Annotated in this window: 12 protein-coding genes and 3 pseudogenes; 10 read left to right on the top strand and 5 right to left on the bottom strand. The window is 63.2% G+C overall.

Annotation, left to right across the window (positions count from 1 at the left end; genetic code table 11):
- Positions 1–2: 2 nt before the first annotated feature.
- The gene (smc, locus tag AArc1_RS14715; RefSeq protein WP_117365077.1) at positions 3–3575 is read right to left on the bottom strand and encodes a chromosome segregation protein SMC; all 3573 of its coding nucleotides are present in this window, start codon (positions 3573–3575) and stop codon (positions 3–5) included.
- Between the two features lie 91 nt (positions 3576–3666).
- Positions 3667–3957 carry a DUF7518 family protein gene (locus AArc1_RS14710; RefSeq protein ID WP_117365076.1) on the bottom strand — a complete coding sequence of 97 codons (291 nt, stop codon included), beginning with the start codon at positions 3955–3957 and terminating at the stop codon, positions 3667–3669.
- 62 nt (positions 3958–4019) lie between these two features.
- Here AArc1_RS14710 and AArc1_RS14705 point away from each other — a divergent pair.
- From AArc1_RS14705 to AArc1_RS19410, 3 genes and pseudogenes are all read left to right on the top strand, one after another.
- Positions 4020–4322: pseudogene (locus AArc1_RS14705) on the top strand (ATP-binding cassette domain-containing protein); the annotation flags it as partial.
- A 115-nt stretch (positions 4323–4437) separates the two neighbouring features.
- Entirely contained in the window at positions 4438–4992 is a 555-nt protein-coding gene (locus tag AArc1_RS14700) for a DedA family protein (protein WP_117365075.1), read from the top strand.
- Between the two features lie 239 nt (positions 4993–5231).
- Positions 5232–5414: pseudogene (locus AArc1_RS19410) on the top strand (D-beta-hydroxybutyrate dehydrogenase); the annotation flags it as partial.
- Between the two features lie 69 nt (positions 5415–5483).
- On the opposite strand, the gene AArc1_RS14685 reads toward AArc1_RS19410, so the two are convergent.
- Positions 5484–6716 (bottom strand): RNA-guided endonuclease TnpB family protein, encoded by a 1233-nt coding sequence (locus tag AArc1_RS14685; protein ID WP_117365074.1) that lies wholly within the window; start codon positions 6714–6716, stop codon positions 5484–5486.
- Positions 6717–6970: 254 nt separating this feature from the next.
- Between AArc1_RS14685 and AArc1_RS14680 the strand changes: the two are divergent.
- A pseudogene (locus AArc1_RS14680) lies at positions 6971–7096 on the top strand (D-beta-hydroxybutyrate dehydrogenase); the annotation flags it as partial.
- Between the two features lie 4 nt (positions 7097–7100).
- The gene (locus AArc1_RS14675; RefSeq protein WP_117365073.1) at positions 7101–9173 is read left to right on the top strand and encodes an AMP-binding protein; all 2073 of its coding nucleotides are present in this window, start codon (positions 7101–7103) and stop codon (positions 9171–9173) included.
- 216 nt (positions 9174–9389) lie between these two features.
- Here AArc1_RS14675 and AArc1_RS14670 read toward each other — a convergent pair whose 3' ends face one another.
- Together AArc1_RS14670 and AArc1_RS14665 are read right to left on the bottom strand one after the other, a co-directional pair.
- Complete coding sequence (locus AArc1_RS14670) at positions 9390–11612, bottom strand: LUD domain-containing protein (RefSeq protein WP_117365072.1); 2223 nt, start codon at positions 11610–11612, stop codon at positions 9390–9392.
- The gene (locus AArc1_RS14665; protein ID WP_117365071.1) at positions 11605–12138 is read right to left on the bottom strand and encodes a LutC/YkgG family protein; all 534 of its coding nucleotides are present in this window, start codon (positions 12136–12138) and stop codon (positions 11605–11607) included. The genes AArc1_RS14670 and AArc1_RS14665 overlap by 8 nt, the downstream gene beginning before the upstream one ends.
- Before the next feature lie 233 nt (positions 12139–12371).
- Here AArc1_RS14665 and AArc1_RS14660 point away from each other — a divergent pair, with 233 nt between their 5' ends.
- The 5 genes from AArc1_RS14660 (at position 12372) to AArc1_RS14640 (ending at position 21636) form a co-directional block, all read left to right on the top strand.
- Positions 12372–14141, top strand: coding sequence for an L-lactate permease (locus AArc1_RS14660; RefSeq protein ID WP_117365070.1), 1770 nt, complete (start codon positions 12372–12374; stop codon positions 14139–14141).
- Between the two features lie 94 nt (positions 14142–14235).
- Complete coding sequence (locus AArc1_RS14655) at positions 14236–17304, top strand: FAD-binding and (Fe-S)-binding domain-containing protein (RefSeq protein WP_117365069.1); 3069 nt, start codon at positions 14236–14238, stop codon at positions 17302–17304.
- Between the two features lie 104 nt (positions 17305–17408).
- On the top strand, positions 17409–18899 hold the full coding sequence (gene gatB / locus AArc1_RS14650) for an Asp-tRNA(Asn)/Glu-tRNA(Gln) amidotransferase subunit GatB (protein WP_117365068.1): 1491 nt from the start codon (positions 17409–17411) through the stop codon (positions 18897–18899).
- A 150-nt stretch (positions 18900–19049) separates the two neighbouring features.
- Positions 19050–20060: an MBL fold metallo-hydrolase gene (locus tag AArc1_RS14645; protein WP_117365067.1), complete on the top strand. Its 1011-nt coding sequence runs from the start codon at positions 19050–19052 to the stop codon at positions 20058–20060.
- Positions 20061–20313: 253 nt separating this feature from the next.
- Positions 20314–21636, top strand: coding sequence for an ABC transporter substrate-binding protein (locus AArc1_RS14640; RefSeq protein ID WP_117365066.1), 1323 nt, complete (start codon positions 20314–20316; stop codon positions 21634–21636).
- Position 21637 lies beyond the last annotated feature (1 nt).

Genomic DNA, 21637 nt, shown 5'->3' with positions numbered 1-21637 from the left:
GGTCAGTCATCGGCGGGCACCTCCTCGCTACTCAGGTCGATTCCGGTGACGGCGCTGACGTTGTCCTGTTGCATCGTGACGCCGATCGCCCGCTGAGAGCGATCGAGCATCGCCGAGCGATGGGAGACGACGACGAACTGGGCACGGTCGGCCAGTTCCTCGACCATCTCACCGATCCGTTCGGCGTTGACCGCGTCGAGGAAGGCGTCGACCTCATCGAGCGCGTAAAACGGCGCCGGATTGTGTCGCTGGATGGCGAAAATAAAGGCGAGTGCGGTCAGTGACTTCTCGCCGCCGGACATCGCGTCCAGCCGCTGGATGGGTTTATCCCCCGGCTGCGCTTTCATCGTTAACCCCCCTTCGAAGGGGCCATCTTCGTCTTCCAGGTGGAGCGTGCCGGTTCCTTCCGAGAGCTTCTCGAAGATCTCCGTGAAGTGTGCGGAGATGGCCTCGTAGGACTCCATGAACGTCTCTTTCTTCTGCGTTTCGTACTGTTCGATCCGGTCGCGGATGCCCTCTGCTTCTTCGACTAACGTTGCCTTGCCCGCTTCGAGTTCTTCGAGATCCGCGCGCACGTCGTCGTACTCGTCGATGGCGAGCATGTTCACGGGCTCCATCGCCTCCATGTCCGCGGTCAGCAACTCAATCATCTCGAGGACCGTCTCGTGGTCGGGGACGTCCTCGGGGTCGTAGTCGCCGACTTCCGCCTCGAGGCTCTCGATCTCCCACTCGAGGGAGCTGACGCGTTCGCGTTCGTTCTCGAGTTTGCTCTCGACGGCGTTGACGCGGTCCTGTTGCTGGTCGCGTTTCGTCCGTGCCTCGGCGAGGTCCTCCTTGAGGTCGCTACGGTCGCCTTTGAGTTCGGCGAGTTCGTCTTCGAGGTCCGCGACAGCCTCGCGTTTCGCCTCGAGTTCGGCTTCTGTCTCGGCGATCGCTGCCTCGCAGTCGTCGATCCGTTCTTCGTGTTCGGCTTTGCGGTTCTGTGCTTCCTCGATGTCGTCGTGGAGGGCTTCGATCGCGTCTTCTGCGTACTCCTTTTCGAGACTGAGTTCGTTCAGTTTCGCGTCGAGATCGTCGATCTTGTCCTCGCGGTCGTCGATCTCGGCGTCGAGGTCGTCGATCTCGGCCGTGAGCTCTGGAATCTTCGAGTCTGCGAGGTCGGACTCGAGATCGGCGATGTCGGCTTCGATCGCCTCGACCTTGGCGGTTTTCGCCTCGATCTCGGTCGAAATCTCGTTCATCCGTTCGTCGACGGACTCCCGTTCCGTTCTGAGCTCTTCGAGGTCGCTCTCGAGGTTCTCGATCTCGTCGCCGATGGACTCACGCCGGCCCTCGAGCTTCTCGATCTCAGTCTCGATCGATCGCACTTCGTCCCCGGCGTCGGTCTTGCGGTCGCGAGCGTCGTCGAGTCGCTCTTCGACACCGCGCAGGTCCTCTCGCAGGGCGTTGCGCTCGTCCTGGAGTTCGGTGATCTGTTTCGCAACGCGCTCGAGTTGGCCCTCGCCACCGCCGGTAAAGGAGTAGCGCGACCCCTTCCGGGAACCGCCAGTCATCGCGCCGCTTTTTTCGACCAGATCGCCGTCGAGGGTGACCATCCGGTAGTCGCCCATGTACGAGCGCGCGGTTTCGATGTCTTCGACGACGAGCGTGTCACCGAGGACGTACGAGAAGACGCTAGCGTACTGTGTGTCGAAGTCGACGAGATCGTAGGCGAAGCCAACGACGCCGGGATCGGTCGGTGCGTTGGGTAGTCGACGCTGGTGCATCTCCGTCATCGGGAGAAACGTGGCTCGACCGGCGTTTCGCGACTTGAGGTGTTCGATACATTGCTGGCCGACGACGTCGTCGTCGACGACCACGTTCGCGAGCCGACCGCCAGCGGCAGTCTCACAGGCGACGGCGTACTCACCCGGGACGCTCCCGAGCTGGGCGACCGCGCCGTGGACGCCCTCGAGTCCCGAGTTGAGGATCGTCGTCACCGCCCGGCCGAACGAGGAGTCGCCGCTCTCGCCCGCGTTCGCCTCGAGTTCGGCGTACTCCTGTTGTTTCGCCTGGAGCGTATCGTCGAGGTCGTCGAGTTTCGACTGAACCGACCGCTTCTCGGCTTTCAGATCGTCGACGACGCTTGCGATGTTCTCACGGTTCTTCTCGGCTTTTTCGAGTTCGCGCTCGAGGTCAGACCGCTTGCGCTCGAGTTCCGGCAGTTCCTCGCGGTTCTCCTCGATCGTCGCTTCGGTCTCGGTGATCGCGTTCGAGCGTCGCCGGGCTTCATCGAGCAGTCGATCCTGCTCGCGCTGGAGATCGTTTCGCTCCGTTTTTTCCGCCTCGAGATCGGCTTTTCGGTCGGCGAGATCGGCTTTGAGTTCGTCGTACTCGGTGTCAACGGCCTCGATTTCGGCTTCGAGCTGTTCGCGTTCGGCCTCGCGTTCGACGATCTCGGTCTTGAGCGAGGCCTTCTCGAGTTTGTGCTCGCGTATCTCGGCGTCGAGGTCGGCGATCTGTTCCTGTTTGCGGTCGATCTGGACGAACGCCTCGCGGCGGTCGGCCTCGGCGGCCTCGATCTGGCTCTCGCTTGCCTCGATTCTGTCCTCGAGCCGCGAGACGTCGCCTTTGAGCGCTTCGATCTCGCTTTTGATCCGTAGTTGTTCGTCCTCGCCTTTGCGCTCGATCTCGGCGTTTAGGTCCTCGAGATCCTCTTGCAGGCGGACGACCTTGCCCTGGCGTTCGTCGAGGTCACGCTGGAGGTCCTCTAAGTCGTCGGCCAGGTCGTCGGCGTTCGCCTCGGCGGCTCCGAGGGCCTCGCGTTTTTCCTCGAGTTCGCTGGCTTTCTTGTATCCTTCGTACGTTTCTTTCTCGTGGCGAAGGCGTCGATAGCGAAGCGCTTCTCGCCGTTCGTCCTCGAGCTGGGCGAGTCGGTCGCGTTTCTCTTCGATGCGGAGTGTCGCTTCGTCGATCCGTTCTTCGACGATCTCGAGTTCCGAAAAGGCGTCTTCTTTTTTCGCATCGAACTCGGCGACGCCGGCGATCTCGTCGATGATCTGCCGGCGTGCGTACGGCGTCATGTTGATGATCTCGGTGACGTCGCCCTGCATGACGACGTTGTACCCTTCGGGAGTGACGCCGGCCTGGGCGAGTAAGTCCTGGATGTCCGAGAGGTTGACCGCCCGGTCGTTCAGATAGTAATAGGAGTAGTAGTTGTCCTCGGTCTCTTTGACCCGGCGGCGAATGCGGATCTCCTCGACGTCGCCGACGTCGTCGCTGCCGGCGGCGTTGACTACCTGCGTTCGAGAGAGCGTCTCGTCGCTGTTATCGAGGATGACTTCGACGATGGCCTCGCGCGGGCCACCGGTGTTCGACCCGTCTTCGTGACCGGGGTTATAGATGAGATCGGTCAGCTTCTCGGCCCGAATCCCGCGGGTGCGAGCGAGCCCGAGTGCGAAGAGCACAGCGTCGATGATGTTCGACTTGCCGGAGCCGTTCGGGCCAGTAACGACCGTGAAATCCTGGTAAAACGGTATCTTCGTCTTCCGGCCAAAGCTCTTGAACCTGTCTAAAACGACTGCCTTGATGTACATTCTCGCCTCGAGCCCTCCGTAGTGTCAGCAACCGACGACCCAGGTATCCTGACGCCGGTATCCACCGGCTCGGGGTCGTCTCTTCGTGTGGTTATGCAACGATGATATCGTCGCTTAGTGAGTCTTCCGCTTCGTCGCCGCTTTCGTCACTTGCGTCAGCTTCTGCGGCGGCTTCCGCGACGTCGTCTGGTGCTGCTTCCGTTGCCTCCTCGGCCGACTCGTTGCGGCGTTCTGGAACGCGCGTCGGTGTCTCCGTGTCGAGTTCGGCCTCGAGCACGCGAATGCGTTCTTTGGCCTCGATGAGCTCGTCCGTCAGACCCTCTACGGTCGATTCGAGTTCGGTAACCGTCGACTCGAGTTGCTCGACGCGGTTGTTAGACATACCTCCTAGGCCTGTTCCCGTCCACATAAACGTACGTCAGACATAATTAACTGAGCTGATGCATTATCGTCGTCACTGAACGTCAGAACCTCGAGGCCGGCGAGGGCGAAGCCGTCGCGCTCGTTGGCAGAAACGGAGCTAGTAAGACCTCGACGTTCCGGTCGATAATGGGCCTGACACCTGTCGTGAACGGTCCGATCCGGTCCAACCGTGGTGAGCTACTCGATATGCAGCCTGAATTGATCCCTCGGCGGGGAATCAGCTCCCAGTCCGAGAACCGCGACCTCTTTACCGGAATGACCGTCGAGGAAAACTTTCGGCTTCCGATCTGGACGGCCGGAGCCTCCCGTGGGATCGAAGACGAGAGTATCAGTTGCTGATGCAAGGCGGCGGCGAGTAGCCACTCGAGGCACCACTCGCCGCCGACGGGCGGATTTGCTGACCGGTAACGTTTTTGGCGCGCCGTTGGACGAACACAGTGTGTTTCCGAGCGTCGAGTCGATTGTCCTCCTCTTGCAGGCGCTCGCCGTGCCGCTCGTGCTGGTGCTCTTTTATCTCGACGGGATGGTGATCGGCAAGATTACGCCGCCGGCAGCGCTTTATGTCGCGTACGTTGCGCTCGTAGGCCCGACGCAAGGAGAGGTGCTCGTAATCGCAGCGCTTTCGACGGTCGCGGCGACACTCGGCCAGTTCACCCTCTATCGCGGATTCAACGAAGAGAGTTCGGCACTCATAGGAATCAGAGCGCGACTCCCGTACGTCGATCGAATCCCGTTTCTCGTCCGCGAACGGGTCGGGGAACGACGCATGCGACTCGTCAGTCAGTTGTTCGACCGCTTCGGCGGCTGGGCACTCACTCTCACGAACGCGATTCCGGGCATCCGATCCCTGATGAGCATCCCTGCGGGGTTGAGCAACTATCACACCCGGCGGTTCCTCCTCTTTTCGACGATTGGCAACGCGCTTTATCTGGTGGCACTGACCGCGGTTGCCTGGGGGCTCGTCGACCTCGCGGTATCGCTCCCGTGGCCGTAGCCGATCGGTCTCACCGCTGATCTCGTTCGAGCGAGCACCCGAAAGCGGCTCACAGGATCTATCCCGGCGGCTATCAGCCAGATATCGGCGTCGATCGTCTCGAGCGTCTGGCGGCCGTTAGAACTCGTCGCCGTCCATCTGCTCGAGCGCCGATAGCGCGCCCTGGAGGATCTTGCGTTCACTGCGTCGTAGGTTCATCGGAACGCGGTTTTCGGGATAGCAACGTAGCTCGGTCTACGGGGTTGACCCAGCCGATTGCAACCGAAGGCGAGGGGCTTATTCAGGCGTTTTCGGTCAGCACCGGGTACCTCAAGATCCAGCTCGTGATCGACCAGTTCGAGGATACGGCCCAACAACGCGGCATCAGCGTCGACGAGGTGATCGAGGACGTGATGCCCGGCCAATCCCGCGGTACGGAATTGACATCCTCCACCTGCCTAAAGGCAGGGGAATCCCCAGCATGGGGAATCCAGCCTGCTACTGGAGAGGTTTCAGCCCCACTCCGTGAGCGTCGTTTGTGCGGGTCTCGCACTCGACTCGCGGTGGGCCGTGGCACTGTCAAGGGTGCTCCCATCCCGTGGCGAGTCATCGCGTTCCAGTTTCCAAGGAACGCTCTCTCCCCACGGGTCAAAGCGATTAGCGATGTTTGCTGCTGCGTTGATATCCGCTTGGTACTCCGACACCCAACATTCTACGTTCGTACACTTGAACTCCGATTGAGATCCACGAGAACCGATGTGTCCGCAAGCGTGGCACGTCTGACTCGTATAGCGAGGGTTCACGAACTCAACTGGGATACCGGCTTCGAGGGCCTTGTCCTCGATGCGGTCGGTGAGCCGAGCGAACGCCCACGAGTGCAAGCGTCGGTTCATGTACTTGCCGTAGTCCAGATTCTCCCGGATGTACGACAAGTCCTCGAGTACGATCACTGGGTCCTCGAAGGACTCGGCGTACTCGACGGCTTCTCGAGACGCCTTCTCGACGATGTCCGTCAGGGCGTTCTGGTAGTGGTCGAAGCGTTCGTCTACGCGCCACTGCTCAGCGTTGCGCTCTTGCAGACGCTTGAGCGTTGTGTGCATCTCCTTACGGAGTGCTCGAGCACGTCCTCCGTCGTAGATGTAGGGTTGGGTGGGAGTGTTGTTCTGATAGGCACAGCCCGTCAGAAGTTTGGACTCGCCGATATCGAAGCCGATTCGAGTCGGGTTGTCCGGTGTCTCTGGTTCGGTCACTTCGTACTCGACGGTGACGTGCAACACCCAGCTCGTTCGGTGCTGTTGCAGTCGGAACTCGCCGACTGTCATGCTCTCGTCGAGCAGGTCGAGCCACAGCGATTCCTGTTCCGGGTTGATCCTGAGTGGAATCCAGAAGGCGTTGCCACGCCCAGCCTGTGGAACGCGCCAGCAGAACTCGTGTTCACGTTCGTCGGAGTGATCGATCCGGAAGCCCCGATTCGTGAAGCGAACGGGGTGGTCGTCGTCGAGTTCCGAGGCGTTGTAGGTGTCTCGGAGTTGCGGGACGTAGTTCTTGAGCGCGTCTTTAGCGTAGGACGTGAGCGTGTACGGCGTGACGACATCGTTGACCGCGTTCTGCGTATCTGCGCCACTCTCAAAAGCGTCCGAGAGCGCACGGCAGTAGGTCGCCACGGTTCGCTCGAGGCGTTGCTCTTTGCCTGTTGTGGGCGGGGCGAGCGTGGCCTCAAGCGTTTTCGTGGCGGTCGTCGTCACAACTACGGGTACAGAACCGTGAGTCATAAATGCAACGGAAGTGTTACAGATATGTGTGCGCTACATAAAGATAGAGATCGACAACGAGGAACAGTACGAACGACTGAGCGAGATAAAGGACTCGCACGGAATGACGTGGAAAGGAATCTTGCTTCGTGGTGCGAAGGGGTTGGATTCCGACGGGCCGTTGCGCGAGGACTGACTGACGGAGTGACGCGCTTCCTCCCGCGCCTAAAGTCGCGGGTATCCGCGCTGTGGTATCTATGATGGAGCCGATCGACGTCGTCAACCTCTTTTTGATCGGCGTTTCGGATCTCGGGTCCCACCTCGACGGCGACGACCTGTTGTTTGATGGGGGCATGACGCTTACCTACGAGTGAACCTATGTCAGGAGATACCTCACTCGAGGACGTCGACGACGTGGTCCACGAGCCGAGCGACGAGTTCGTCGAGTCGACGAACGTCGCCGCGTTCATGGAGGCGTACGGCATCGACGACTACGAGGCGCTGATCGAACGCACGACGACCGAGCTCGAGGGCGTCGATGAATCGGGCGTCGACTGGTTCTGGGGCGAACTCGTCGACTACCTCGACATCGAGTTTTACGAGGAGTACGATGCCGTGAGAGACAACAGCGATGGCCCGCAGTTCACCGACTGGTACCCCGGCGGTGAACTCAACCTCGCACACAACGTCGTTGACCGCCACGCGGCCGTCGACGAAGAACGCCGGAACAAGGTCGCGACCATCTGGGAAGGTGAGGACGGGACCGTTCGCGAGGTCACCTACCACGAACTCCACCGCGGGGCGAATCAGGTGGCGAACGCGCTCGAGGAACGCGGGATCGAGACGGGTGATACCGTGGGCCTCTACATGCCGATGGTGCCGGAGGTCGTCTCGATCCTCTATGGCTGTTTCAAAGTCGGCGCGATCGCCGTCCCCATCTTCTCCGGGTTTGGCGTCGACGCGGCGGCGACCCGCATCGAGGACGCCGAGTGTTCGGTACTCTTCACCGGCGATGGGTTCCTCCGACGGGGCGACCCGGTCTATCTGAAGCGGTCGGCCGACGAAGCGATCGAGCAGGCGGGTCACGTCGAGCACACGATCGTCTTCGACAGGTTGGGGAGCGAGGCCCAACCCGCCTCGAGAAAACGAGCGGAGAGCGAAGCGACCCACGAGCAGAGCGACTCGAACACCGAACACGAGATACCCTGGTCCGACGAGCGCGACGAGTGGTGGGTCGACGCCGTCGAGTCGGCAGCCGATGGATACGACACCAAATCGCTGGACTCGAGCCAGGAGTCGATGCTACTGTACTCGTCGGGAACGACGGGGAAACCGAAAGGGATCGTCCACACCCACGCTGGCGTGCAACTGCAGTGTGCCAAGGAGTTGCACTTCGGATTCGACCTCAAACCCGCCGACCGGTTCTTCTGGGTTTCGGACATCGGCTGGATGATGGGCCCGTGGACGCTCATCGGCACCCACACCTTCGGTGGCACGGTCTTCATGTATGAGGGTGCACCCGATTACCCCCAGCCCGATCGGTTCTGGGAGCTGATCGACCGGCACCAACTCACGCAGTTCGGCATCTCGCCGACGGCCATCCGTGCGCTCCGCAAACACGATGACGACTGGTTCTCGGGCCACGACCTCTCCTCGCTTCGCATCCTCGGCTCGACGGGTGAGCCCTGGGACCCCGAATCCTGGCAGTGGTTCTACGAGCACGTCGGCGGCGGCGAGTGTCCCATCATCAACATCTCCGGTGGAACGGAGATCTGTGGCTGTTTCCTGATGCCGATGCCGACTGAACCCCTCAAACCGTGTACGCTCGGCGGCCCTGGCCTCGGGATGGACATCGACGTCGTCGACGCCACGGGCGAGTCGATCATGGAAGACACCGAACGCGGTTATCTCGTCGCCCGTGACTCCTGTCCCTCGATGACCAAATCCCTGTGGGCGGGCGACGAGCGCTACCTCGAGGAGTACTGGTCGCGATTCGAGGACATGTGGAACCACGGCGACTGGGCCCAGAAGGACGCCGACGGCTTCTGGTTCCTCCACGGGCGGGCCGACGACGCGCTGAACGTCGCCGGTCGTAAAGTCGGCCCCGCGGAGGTCGAAAGCGCGCTCATCGACCACGAGGCGGTTACCCAGGCTGCGGCCGTCGGCGCGCCAGACGATACGACGGGAACGGCGGTCGTCGCCTACGTCATCCTCGAGGACGGACGCGAGGAAACGGACGACCTCCGGGAGGAACTGCGTGCGCAGGTCGGCGACGAACTCGGCAAGCCGTTCCGCCCGCGCGAAGTGTTGTTCGTCGACGCGTTCCCGAAGACCCAGTCGGGTAAAATTATTCGACGAGCCATCGAGAGCGTCTATGCCGGTGAGGAGTTAGGCGATCTGAGTAGCATCGAGAACCCCGCGGCGCTCGAGGAACTCGAGGACGCACGGTAGCTCGACTCTCGGACCGGCCGGACAGATTTGGTTACCGCTTCGATCCTCAACGAACCGGGGTTCTGGACCGCTGCCGGCGCTACTGGCGTGGCTCGAGAGCATCGTCGCGTCGAACGTTTCGTCAGGGGTGTCGAAGGCTTCACTGTGCCAGCCACCGGTCTGCGATCTACTGTGCCAGCCACCGTCCCGAGACGGCGACGATCTCGCGCACGGCGATCAGTGGTGCCGAGAGCGTGGGTCGAGGACTTCGACAGGGTGGACGGCGTCACGAGCGAGCAGGTCGTCGAGTTGGTCCTCACACGAGGTGCCGCTGGCGACGACGAGGCGGTCGCTCGCCTCGGGCGTCGTGAACTGCTCGGCGAGTCGCTCGCCGACGTCCATGCTGAGCTCGTAGTACTGTTCTTTGTAGCCGAACGAGCCGGCCATCCCACAGCACTCCACCTCGCTCTCGAGGACGTCGTACTCGAGTTCGTCGAAGACGGCTCGCGTGTAGGCGTCGAGGCCGAGGGTGCGTTGCTGGCAGTGGGAGTGATAGGCCAGTTCCGGGCCGTCGGTTCGCAGCGCCGTCGGGTCGGCCCCGTTCTCGAGCAGCCCGTAGACGTACTCGAGGACCTCGTAACTCACGTCGCTGAGGCGCTCGAACGACTGCTCGGGGAGCAGCTTCTCGTACTCGTTTCTGAACATTGCGAGGTCGCTTGGCTCGATCACGACGACGTCGCGACCGGCGTCGACGTGTTCGGCGAGGGCCGCGTAGACGCGACTCGCTTTCTCGTCGGCGGTGGCGATCATCCCCTGGGAAAGCGGTGCACGGCCGCTCCCGGGAACGTCGGGGACCCGGACGTGAACGTTCAGTGCCTCGAGTACGCGGACGGCGGCTTTCCCGCGGTCGACGTCGATGTAGTTAGTGTAGACGTCGGGATAGAGGACGACTTCCCGGTTGGCGTCGGCCGCGGAGACGCGCGAGCCGCGCTTTTCGTGCCAGTTCCGAAGCGTCTCGCGCTGGAACGCCGGCAGTGGGCGTCGGCTGTCGACGCCGACGGTTCGTTCCATGAGCGTCCGGACGGGTCCGAGCCCCGCCATCCAGTTCGAGACGGGCGCGGTGGCGGAGCCGAGTTTCGCGAGCGTTTCGTAGTTCCCGAACAGCCGTTTTTGTAGGGCGGGGCCACCGGACTCCTCGTCGGGCACGAGTTCGTCGTAGAGGAAGTCGAACTGGCCGTCCTCGCCGCCACGGTTGAGCCGGTCGCGGACGACGGTGTTGATCCAGGGGATGTCGATTTCGACGGGACAGGCCTCGACACACCGGCTACAGCCCGTACAGAGATCGTTGAACTCGGCGGCACTTTCGTAGCCGTGGACGCCAGCCTCCCAGCCGGTGGCGATGCCGCCGGAGTAGGTCTCGCCGCCGAAGGCGTGGCCGCCGACCGACTGGAAGTTCCCACACGTGTTCGCACACGCCGAACAGCGGATGCAGTAGAGCGTCTCGCGAAGCTGGTCGTCCTCACGCAGCTCGAGTCGCCCGTTGTCGATCAACACGAGGTGAAAGTCGCGGTCGTCCTCGCGGTCGGCGAAGGCGACGTCGGGGTCGTCGAAATCGACGACTGGAGAGTCGACTGGCGGCGTCAGCAGCGAGATGTAAGAGGTGATGTCCTGGCCCGTCCCCGAGCGGCCGATCAGCTCGATGAACGGCGCGAGATCTTCGACCGACGGGACGACCTTCTCGAGGCCGGCGACGGCGACGTGGGTGTCCGGAACGACGGCCGACTTCCGGGCGTTGCCCTCACTGGTCACCAGCATGATCGTGCCGGAGTCGGCGGTGATGAAGTTCGCCCCCGTCATGCCGATGTCGGCTTCGCGGATCAACTCGCCCAGTTGCTCGCGGGCGAACATCGTCAGCTCTTCGGCGGTCTCGAGTGGCTCCTCAGGATCGAACTCCGCGTTGAAGAGGCGGGCGATCTCCTCGCGGGATTTGTGGATCGCCGGCGCGACGATATGGGAGGGGGCCTCGTCGGCGACCTGGAGGACCCACTCGCCGAGGTCCGTCTCGACGACGTCGACGCCGTCCGCCTCGAGTGCCTCGTTGACCTCGAGTTCCTCGCTGGTCATCGATTTGGACTTGACCACGCGCTCGGCTTCGTTCTCGCTCGCGAGCTCGCGGATGTACCGGTTGGCGTCTGCGGCGTCGTCGGCGAGATAGACCGTCCCGCCGTTTTCTTCGACCGTCTCTCGAAGCTCTTCGAGCAGCTCTGGCAGTCGTTCGATGGCGTCTTCTTTGATCGCTCGCGCTTCGGCTTTCAGCGCCTCGTAGTCCTCGAGGTCGGCGACCGAGTCGTATCGCCCCTGATTGAATCCGAGCGTGTTCGCCTCGACGGCAGGGCCTTCGGTCTCGAGTAGGTGGCGGATGCGGTCGGCTTTCGCCCCGCGACCGGTGTCGCTACTCATCGGCCGCACCTCCGTCCTCGAGCAGGAGGACGTGGACGTCCTTCGGTCCGTGTGCGCCTTTGACGAGTGCCCCCATGTCGGCCGTCGCGCTGGGCCCGGTCGCGACGATGGCGCTGTGGCCCTCGCGCAGTTGCGGCCCGAGGCGTTCGATTGCCGTCCGCATGTCTCCGACCAGATCCGACCGCCGGAGCACGGCGACGTGGAGGTCCTGAAAGAGACTGACCGGTTCGCTGCCGTCGGGCGTCCCCGGGAGGACGACGCTCCCGTAGTCGGCGACGCCGAGTGACGCAGCGGTGACGCCGGTCGTCGCGGCCTCGAGAGTCGCCGGGGTCGGCTCGTCGTCGACCCAGTCGGGCAACGAGACCGAATCGAACGGTAACGGCGTTCCGACGACGGTCTCGGGATCGAGAACGACGTCTCGGAGGGCCTCGTCGAACGTGCGTGGCTCGACTCGAGTGACCGAGACCTCGAGGGCGTCGAGTGACGTTTCGAATCGCTCGACCGGGGACGGTGAGTCGGCGCTCATACGTCAGTGGTTCGACCCCGAACGCTTCACTGTTCTGTTCGCCGAACGTTTGCCCAGTCTTCTCTCACCATCGAACGCAATATATTGAAATTTAATGAACGATTGGAATAGTATTCGATAATTATACGGGATCTCCCTCACGAAGCGAGAACGATGTTCTTCGTTCAACGACCGGGCGATCGGCCGAGAGATGGCGTACGGTTCGACACCTGTCGGCGGCGGAGGTGGATGGAATGACAAGTCTCGTCGAAATCGCGACGGCGCTGTCACCGCTGGTCGTCGTCGCGGTCTTGCTCGTTGGCCTGCTGTGGCCGGCCTCGAGGGCGATGCCGGTGGCGTGGCTCGTCGCCGCCGTGGTCGGCTTTGCGGTCTGGGACATGCCGCTCGAGTGGATCGCTGCGGCGAGTATCCGCGGCGGCATGGCGGCGATCGAGATTCTGTGGATCGTTTTCGGCGCGCTCGTGTTACTGTATACATTGATGCGCTCGGGCGCGGTCGATACGATCAACAACGGTTTCGCCTCGATCAGCGAGGACCGGCGCGTCCAGGTCGTTCTGCTCGCCTTTTTCCTCGCGACGTTCATCGAGGGCGTCGCCGGCTTCGGAACGCCCGCAGCCGTCGTCGCGCCGTTGATGCTCGCGCTGGGTTTCCCGGCGCTCGCAGCGGTCGTTGCGGCACTGATCGGCCACGCAGTCGCGACGGTGTTCGGTGCCGTCGGGACCCCGATCATCGTTGGCTTCCAGCAGCCACTCGGTAGTGTCGAGGGAACGATCGTCGAGGGCGGATACGAGTCCGTCGGCGCGTACGCTGCCGAGGCGGCGGGTTGGGCCGCACTCTTCAACGGCATTCTCGGCGTGTTGATGCCCCTCTTTGCTGTCGGGATGGTCGTCTACTTCTTCGGCGACCCCGACGACCGATCGCTCGCGCCGGTCAAAGGCGTCTTGCCGCTCTGTCTGTTCTCCGGCGTCGTCTTTGCTATCCCGTACGCGGCGACGGCCTGGCTTATCGGCCCCGAACTCCCATCGCTGATCGCCGCGATGGTCGGCGGTGCAATCGTCGTGACGGCCCTTCGTGCTGGGTACTTCGAGCCGTCCGATACGTGGGAGTTCCCACCCCGCGAGGAGTGGCCCGACCACTGGGTCGGCACCATCGAACCGGGGAGCAGCGAGACGGCCACCGAAACGACCGACAGCCAGCCGATGTCGATGCTGCGTGCGTGGTCTCCCTACCTCATCCTCGTCGGACTGCTGATCGGGACGCGCGTGATCGAACCCATCGCCGACTACCTGCAAGCTGGCCTCCTGTTGCCGCTCGAGACCGGCGTCGGCCAGTTCGTCCTCGGTGTGGCCATCGAGTGGAACGAAATCCTCGGCACCGGCCTCGGCGGCGAGATCGGATGGGCGTACGTCCCCGGAACGTGGCTCGCACTCAGCGCGGTCATCGCCATCCCACTGTTCGGGATGAGCCGCGACGAAGTCGCCGGTGCCTGGCGTGAAGCCGGGAGCAAGATCGTTTCGCCGGCGATCGCGCTCGTCTTCGTTATCGCGATGGTCGAGATCATGCTCGAGACCGACGCTCACGTCGACAACGGCGCGGCCGTGGCGTCCGTCCCTGACGGCAGCATGATCGTCGTCCTCGCCGATGCGACGGCGGCGGGGATCGGCCCTGCGTATCCGATGATCGCGCCTGCCGTTGGCGCACTCGGTGCGTTCATCGCTGGCTCGATCACCGTCAGCAACATCACCTTCAGCGCCTTCCAGTTCGAGGTCGCACAGAGTCTCGGCATGCCGACGCAGATCCTGGTCGGCGCACAGGCCATCGGCGGTGCCATCGGGAACGTCATCGCGATCCACAACGTGATCGCGGCGCTGGCGACGGTCGGACTGGTCGGTAAAACCGGCCGCGTCGTGCGACTTAATCTCATCCCTGTCGCGTACTATCTGCTCGTCGGGGGGATCCTTACGACAATTTTCGTCTACGTGCTCTTCCCGACGCTCTTCTAAGGCTCCGCTCGTAACTCTCTCTCACGAACGTATCGACGCACAACTAACGGATGCAGAACAAACGGACGAAACATACCGACTCTCCAGACGTCAAATGACGATCACACCACCAACCGGCGGCGACCCAGCGAACGATCCAAACGCGAACTACGACTATCGGAGCGACGACGTCGAACGACCCGACCTCGTCGCCGACCTCGAGCACCGCGTCGACGGCGAGGTCCGATTCGACAGCTACTCGAGACAGCTGTATGCGACCGACGCGAGCATCTACGAGGTGACGCCGATCGGCGTCGTCTTCCCGCGATCGACCGAAGACGTCGCTGCCGTGGTCACCTACTGTGCCGACAACGAGATTCCCGTCCTTCCTCGAGGCGGTGGGACGAGTCTCGCCGGCCAGACGGTCAACGAGGCCGTCGTCCTCGACTTCACGAAACACATGGACGGCGTCGTCGACATCGATCCCGACGCCCGTCGAGCGACCGCCCAGACCGGTATCTACCTCGAGACACTGAACGAGGCGCTCTCTCCCCACGACCTGAAGTTCGCTCCCGACCCGGCCTGGGGCGACAAAAGCGCACTCGGCGGGGCGATCGGCAACAACTCCACGGGGGCGCACTCCCTGCAGTACGGCAAGACCGACGCCTACGTCGAGGAAGTCGAGGTCGTCCTCGCCGACGGCACCGTCACGACCTTCGGCGAAGTCGACCTCGAGGACCTGCCCGAACTGGCCGACGGCGACGATCTCGAGTCGGCGATCTACGCCGAAGTCGCCCGCGTCCTCGACGAGCAAGGCGACCTGATCGAGGAGGTCTACCCCGACTTGAAGCGCAACGTTTCGGGGTACAACCTGGACTGGCTGGTCGAGGACGCCCGCGGTGCCGAACGCGGCGTCGGCGAACCCGACGCTGACGGCGGGACGGTCAACCTCGCGAAACTCCTCTGTGGCAGCGAAGGAACGCTCGCCATCGTCACCGAGGCGACGGTCGACCTCGAGTCGATCCCGAACGAGAAGAGCATGACGCTGCTCGCCTACGAGACGGTGCTCGACGCGATGGACGACGTTGCACCGATCGTCGAACACGATCCGGCGTCGGTCGAAGTAATCGACGACGTGATGATCGACCTCGCCCGCCAGACACCCGAGTTCGAGCCCGTCACCAACCTGCTCCCCGACGGGACGACCGCCGTGTTAGTGGTCGAGTTCTACGCCGACGACGTCGACGACGGCAAGCGAAAGGTCGCGAACCTGCTCGCAGATCGGTGTCCATCGGTCGAGCCCGACGGCGAAGCCGACGACGAGGACGAGCGACTGACGCTCGAGGCCGATGCCCTCGCGTTCGACGCGATCGAGGCCTACGACGCCGACAGCCGGTCGAAGATCTGGAAGCTCCGCAAGTCCGGCCTCCCGATCTTGCTCTCGCGGACGACCGACGAGAAACACGTCGCGTTTATCGAGGACACCGGCATCCCGCCGGAGAACCTCCGGGATTTCGTCGCGGACTTCCAGGACGTCCTCGAGGACCACGAGACGTACGCGAGCTTCTACGCCCACGCTGGTCCGGGCGTGCTCCACATCCGCCCGCTCGTGAACACGAAGACCGAAGATGGCCTCGAGGAGATGGAGGCGATCACCGACGACGTGACCGACCTCGTCGTCAAGTACGACGGCTCGGTCTCGGGCGAACACGGCGACGGCCGTGCCCGGACGCAGTGGAATCGCAAGCTCTACGGCGACGAGATGTGGGAGACGTTCCAGGAACTCAAGTCCGCGTTCGACCCCGACTGGCTGCTCAATCCCGGCCAGGTCGTCTTCCGGGACGAGAACCCGACGGACATGAAAGAGAACCACCGCTTCGGGCCCGATTACAGTTTCAATCCGGGTTTCGAGCCCGTCCTCGAGTGGGACAACGACAACGGCTTTCAGGGGATGGCCGAACTCTGTCACGGCTGTGCGGGCTGTCGCGGCGAGCAGTCGACCACCGGCGGCGTGATGTGTCCGACCTTCCGCGCCGAAGACGAAGAGATCCTCTCGACGCGCGGGCGGGCGAACATGCTTCGCCAGGCGATGAACGGCAACCTCCCAGACGACCCGACCGACCAGGAGTTCGTCCACGAGGTACTCGACCTCTGTATCGGCTGTAAAGGCTGTAAACACGACTGTCCGAGCGGAGTCGACCTCGCGAAGCTCAAAGCCGAAGTCTCCTACGAACACCACAAGCGCCACGGCACCTCGCTTCGTGATCACCTGTTCGCGAACTTCGAGACGCTCGCGAAACTCGGCTCCGCCACCGCACCCGTCTCGAACTGGGCCTCGACCCTCCCCGGCAGCGGCCTCATTGCCGAAAAAGTGCTCGGCATCTCGAGCGAGCGCGATCTGCCGACGTTCCGCCGGGACACGTTCGCCAAACGCGTCGCGGGACACTATCCGGCCGTGCCAGCCACGACGGCCACCCGGAAGGCGTTGCTCGTCCCCGACATTTACACCAACCACGAGTATCCCGAGGCCGGCGAGGCCGCTCTCGAGGTGCTCGAGGCGGCGGGCGTCCACGTCGAGGTGGCCGATCCGTGTGACGTCGGCCGACCGGCCTACTCCAAGGGGATGCTCGGAGCGGCAGCCGAGCAGGCGAACGATGCGGTCCACGACTTCCACCCCTACGTCGAAGATGGCTACGACATCGTCCTGATCGAGCCTTCCGACGCCGTTATGGTCCAGTCGGATTACCTCGACCTGTTCGATCACTCCGAAGTCGAGACCGTCGCGGCGAACACCTACGGCGTCTGTGAGTACCTCGATCGGTTCGACCTCGATCGCGACCTCGAGTTCGACGCCCCCGACGAGCACATCGCCTATCACGGCCACTGCCACCAGAAGGCCCACGCGAAAGACCACCACGCCGTTGGCGTCCTCCGCCGGGCCGGGTATGCGGTCGATCCGCTCGACTCGACGTGCTGTGGGATGGCCGGGAGTTTCGGCTACGAGGCCGAACACTACTCGATGAGCAAGGCCATCGGGTCGGTCCTCTACGAGCAGGTCGATGAGAGCCCCGGCGAGCGCGTTGTCGCCCCCGGTGCCTCCTGTCGGACCCAACTCGGCGACAAGCCCGGTGCGACCGAAGAGCCGCCGACGCCGATCGAAGCCGTCGCCGCGGCGCTCGAGTAGCCGCTCACCCTCCCTGGGTACGGCTGTCACCGACGACTCGCGTTCGAGTCGCCCGTGAGCCCGTCCCGTTACGTTTTACCCCCGGCGGGTCGAACCGACCGTCAATGACTGCCCAAACCGTCCAGCAGGGCGACCTCGTGACCGTCATCGGCCTCGAGGTCCACGTCCAACTGGAGACCGAGACGAAGATCTTCTGTGGCTGTTCGACCGCCCAGACCGACGAGCCAAACGAGAACGTCTGTCCCGTCTGTCTCGGCCTGCCCGGTGCGCTTCCCGTGCTGAACGAGGCCGCCGTCGAAGCCGCCGTGAAGATCGGGAAAGCGATCGACGCCGAGATTCCCGAGGAGACCCGCTTTCACCGCAAGAACTACTACTATCCCGACCTGCCGAAGAACTTCCAGATCACCCAGTACGACGAGCCGATCTGTGCCGACGGCGAACTCGAGGTCTCGGTCGAGGGCACCCGCCGGACGATCACGATCGAGCGCGCACACCTAGAAGAGGACCCAGGGAGCCTCCAGCACGTCGGCGGCGGCATCGACACCGCCGACTACACGCTGGTCAACTACAATCGCGCAGGCACGCCCCTGATGGAGATCGTCACCGCACCTGACTTTCGCAGCCCCAGCGAAGTACGGGCGTTTCTCGCCGAACTCGAGGAAGTCCTCGAGTACCTGGGCGTCTTCGACGCCGAGCGCGACGGCAGCTTGCGGATCGACGCCAACCTCTCGATCATCCCCGAGGCTGAGATAGACGGCGACGACGTCGACGAGATCGGTGAGGACGCACTCGCTGCGGCCAATCGCACGGAGGTCAAGAACATCTCGAGTCACAAGGGCGCAGAGAAGGCCCTGGCCTACGAGGAGACCCGCCAGAAAAACGCCATCCAGCGTGGCCGCGTGGTCGAACAGGAGACCCGCCACTGGGACGAAGCACGCGGAATCACGGTCTCGATGCGCTCGAAAGAAGAAGAGAAAGACTACCGCTACTTCGAGGAGGCAGACCTGCCGCCCCTTCGCGTCTCGGGTTGGAAAGACGAGATCGCGATTCCGGAACTTCCCACCGCTCGACGCGAGCGCTTCCAGGACGAGTACGGTCTGAGCGAGGAGGCTGCCTCGAAACTCACCTCCACGAAACAGGTCGCCGACTTCTATGAGGACGTCGCGGGCGAGTTCGACCCCGATCTGGCCGCGACCTGGGTCGCCGACGAACTGCTCGGTGAGCTCAACTACCGCGACATGCAGATTACGGACGTCGACGACCGACTCGAGGAGCTTCACCGGCTGGTCGAACTCGTCGCCACCGACGAGATCACGGCGAAAAACGCAAAGGAGGTCGTCCTCCGGACGATGCTCGACGACGGACAGGCGCCCGACGCGATCGTCGAGGCCGAGGGACTCGGCAAGACCGACGACGGTGCGGTCGAGGCGGCCGTCCTCGAGGCCATCGACGAGAACCCCGAGGCCGTCGCCGACTACGAGTCGGGCGACGACGGCGCGATCAACTTCCTCGTGGGCCAGGTCATGCAAAAGACCGGCGGCAGCGCCGATCCGGGCGACGTAAACCAGTTGTTACGGGCGGAACTCGACGGCTAAGCGACGACCGCGAGCCACACGATTGAGTGGCTCTCGATTCGGCTCGTTTTCTGACTCCACGACCAGTCGGCGGTTCGATCCCGTTCGTTCTCGATCGGGGATGTGCCGGTACCAGGCGAGTTATCCGTCGACACCGAGTGGCCTTTTCACATGGACCGAATCACGCTGGGAAACGAGGAGTTCGAGGGGCGTAACAACGCCTACGTGCTGGCCGACGGCGACGATCTCGCGCTGGTCGATACGGGTATCGCGACGCCCGGGGTGCGGTCGCAACTCCGGGACGGACTCGCCGATTGCGGCTACGCGTTCGCCGACGTTGACGCAATCGTCCTCACCCACTACCACGTCGACCACGCGGGCCTGGCCGGCGAGATTCAGGCCGAAAGCGACGCGGCGGTCTACGTCCACGAGGCCGATGCACCGATCGTCGCCGGGGACGAGGACGCCCTCGAGGAGCTACACGCCCGTCGCCGGGAGCTACTGGATACGTGGGGCGTTCCCGACGCTTTGCAGGCGGAGTTGCAGTCGTTTCTGGATGCGGCGAGCGAGATCGAGGGCGAGCCAGCTGACGTGACGCCGATCGAAGACGGGACCGTGCTCGAACTCGGCACCTGGCGACTCGAGGCGGTCCACGCGCCGGGACACACAGCAGGGCACTGTTGTTTCGAGCTTCACGACGCGCCGGAATCGGGTCCTGACGGGGCCGACGTCGCCGTTGACAGTCGCGAGGCGTTCGTCGGCGACGCCGTTCTCCCGGTCTACACCCCGAACATCGGTGGGGCGGACGTCCGGGTCGACCGACCGCTCGAGACGTATCGAACGACCCTCGAGCGACTCGTCGACCGCGGCTACGATCGGGTATGGCCCGGCCACCGCGATCCGATCGACGCGCCCGCCGATCGGGCGCAGACGATACTCGACCACCACCGCGAGCGAACCGATCGGGTGCTCGGGGTACTCCGAACGCACGGCCCCTGTGACGCCTGGACCGTCAGCGACCACCTCTTCGGTGAGCTTTCGGGCATCCACATCCTCCACGGGCCCGGCGAGGCTTACGCCCACCTCGACCACCTCCGTCACGAGGGCGTGCTCGCCCTCGAGGGCGGCGAGTACCGACTTCTCGACCGTGCCGTCGATACCGAGGGTCGGCCGAGCCGATGAGGTCTGTTCTCGAGTAGTGGAGCCGAAGACGGCACTCCGTCTTCTGGTGGGGTTTTGTCGCGAGGATTCGTCTGTTGTTCGAGTCGGTCCGATAGCGGCCGTACACTGTCGGGTTAGCCGTGACTGACTGTTATTGATCCGTGAAATCGGTCGTCGAGACACTGTGTTCTGATTGCATGATATTAACTACCACCATGTTTAATATGTGGGAACCGAAACAGAGAGGCGTAAATCGCTAACTGAGTGGTGGACTATGACTAACAACAATACCGAAAATTCCGGCCATAGAAACGAACGGAAATTCTCACTCGATCGACGGACCTTCCTCGGTGCAGCCGGGGCCGGTGCAGTCGCAACGACGCTCGCGGGCTGTCTCGGAGACGAAGACGACCTGATCAGGGTCGGCCACATCGGGCCGCTTCAGCAAGATATGGGTGCCGGGTCTGAAAACAGCGCCCAGCTAGCGGTCGACCAGCTCAACGACGAAGACGGCATCATGGATCGGGAAGTCGAACTCGTCTCGGTCGACTCGCTCGGTGATCCGGGCGAGGCACTGACTGCGACCGAAGAAATGGTCGAACAAGACGGCGTCGACGTCATCATCGGAACGTTCGTCACCGAGGTGATGCAGGGAATCACCGATTACGTCGCGGACGTAGACGTGCCGTTTTTGATCACTGGATCGGCCGATCCGGTGACGGTCACCGATACGGTCGCCGAAGATTACGACCGGTTTAAAAACATCTTCAGATCGGGGCCGATCAACTCCGATCTGCAAGCTGAGGGGATGGTCGATTACGCCGAGTTCCTCGCCGACGAGTACGGCTGGACGCAGTTCGCACACATCGCCGACGACGCCGCCTGGACGGAACCGTTCTCGGACAACCTCCCGGACGCGCTCGAGGACGCTGGCCTCGACGTCGTCCACGAAGACCGGCTGGCGCCGGGCACCGACGACTGGGCGCCAGTCAACAGCGACATCGACGACGCAGACGCAGATGCTGTCTTCCGGTTTTTCGCACACAACGTCGGCACCGGCATGCTCGTCAACTGGCGTGAAAACGAGTACGAGTTCGCAATCGAGGGGATTCACGTCCCCGGAATGTCCCCCGAGTTCTGGGACGACTCCGAAGGGGCAGCACTGTACGAGACGATCTCCCAGTCGGGTGCCGCCGGTGCGGCCGACATCACGTCGGAGACGGGGCCGTTCGTCGACGCCTACGTCGAGGAGTACGGCGACGACCGGCCTAGCTTGCCGATGTACATGGGGTTCAACACGTACGACGCGGTCTTCATCTACAAGGACGCCGTCGAACGCGCGGGGACGGTAGACTACCAGGCCGACATCGATACGATCGTCGACGAGTTGCTCGAGACCGACCACGAGGGTGCAGCCAGCGAGATCGAATTCTACGGGCCCGACGAAGACTACCCTCACGACGTCCGGGAGACGACGGACGACGACGGGGTAATCACCAACTTCCCGGTGACCCAGTGGCAAGACGAGGGTGAGTTCGAGTGCGTTTACCCCGAGCACCTCGCGAGCGCCGACCACATCACCCCAGAGTGGTTGTGAG

It is taken from the genome of Natrarchaeobaculum sulfurireducens (assembly GCF_003430825.1).
Taxonomy (GTDB): domain Archaea; phylum Halobacteriota; class Halobacteria; order Halobacteriales; family Natrialbaceae; genus Natrarchaeobaculum; species Natrarchaeobaculum sulfurireducens.
The sequence above is the reverse complement of the archived record's forward strand: the minus strand, read 5'-3'. Positions and strand labels throughout refer to the sequence as shown.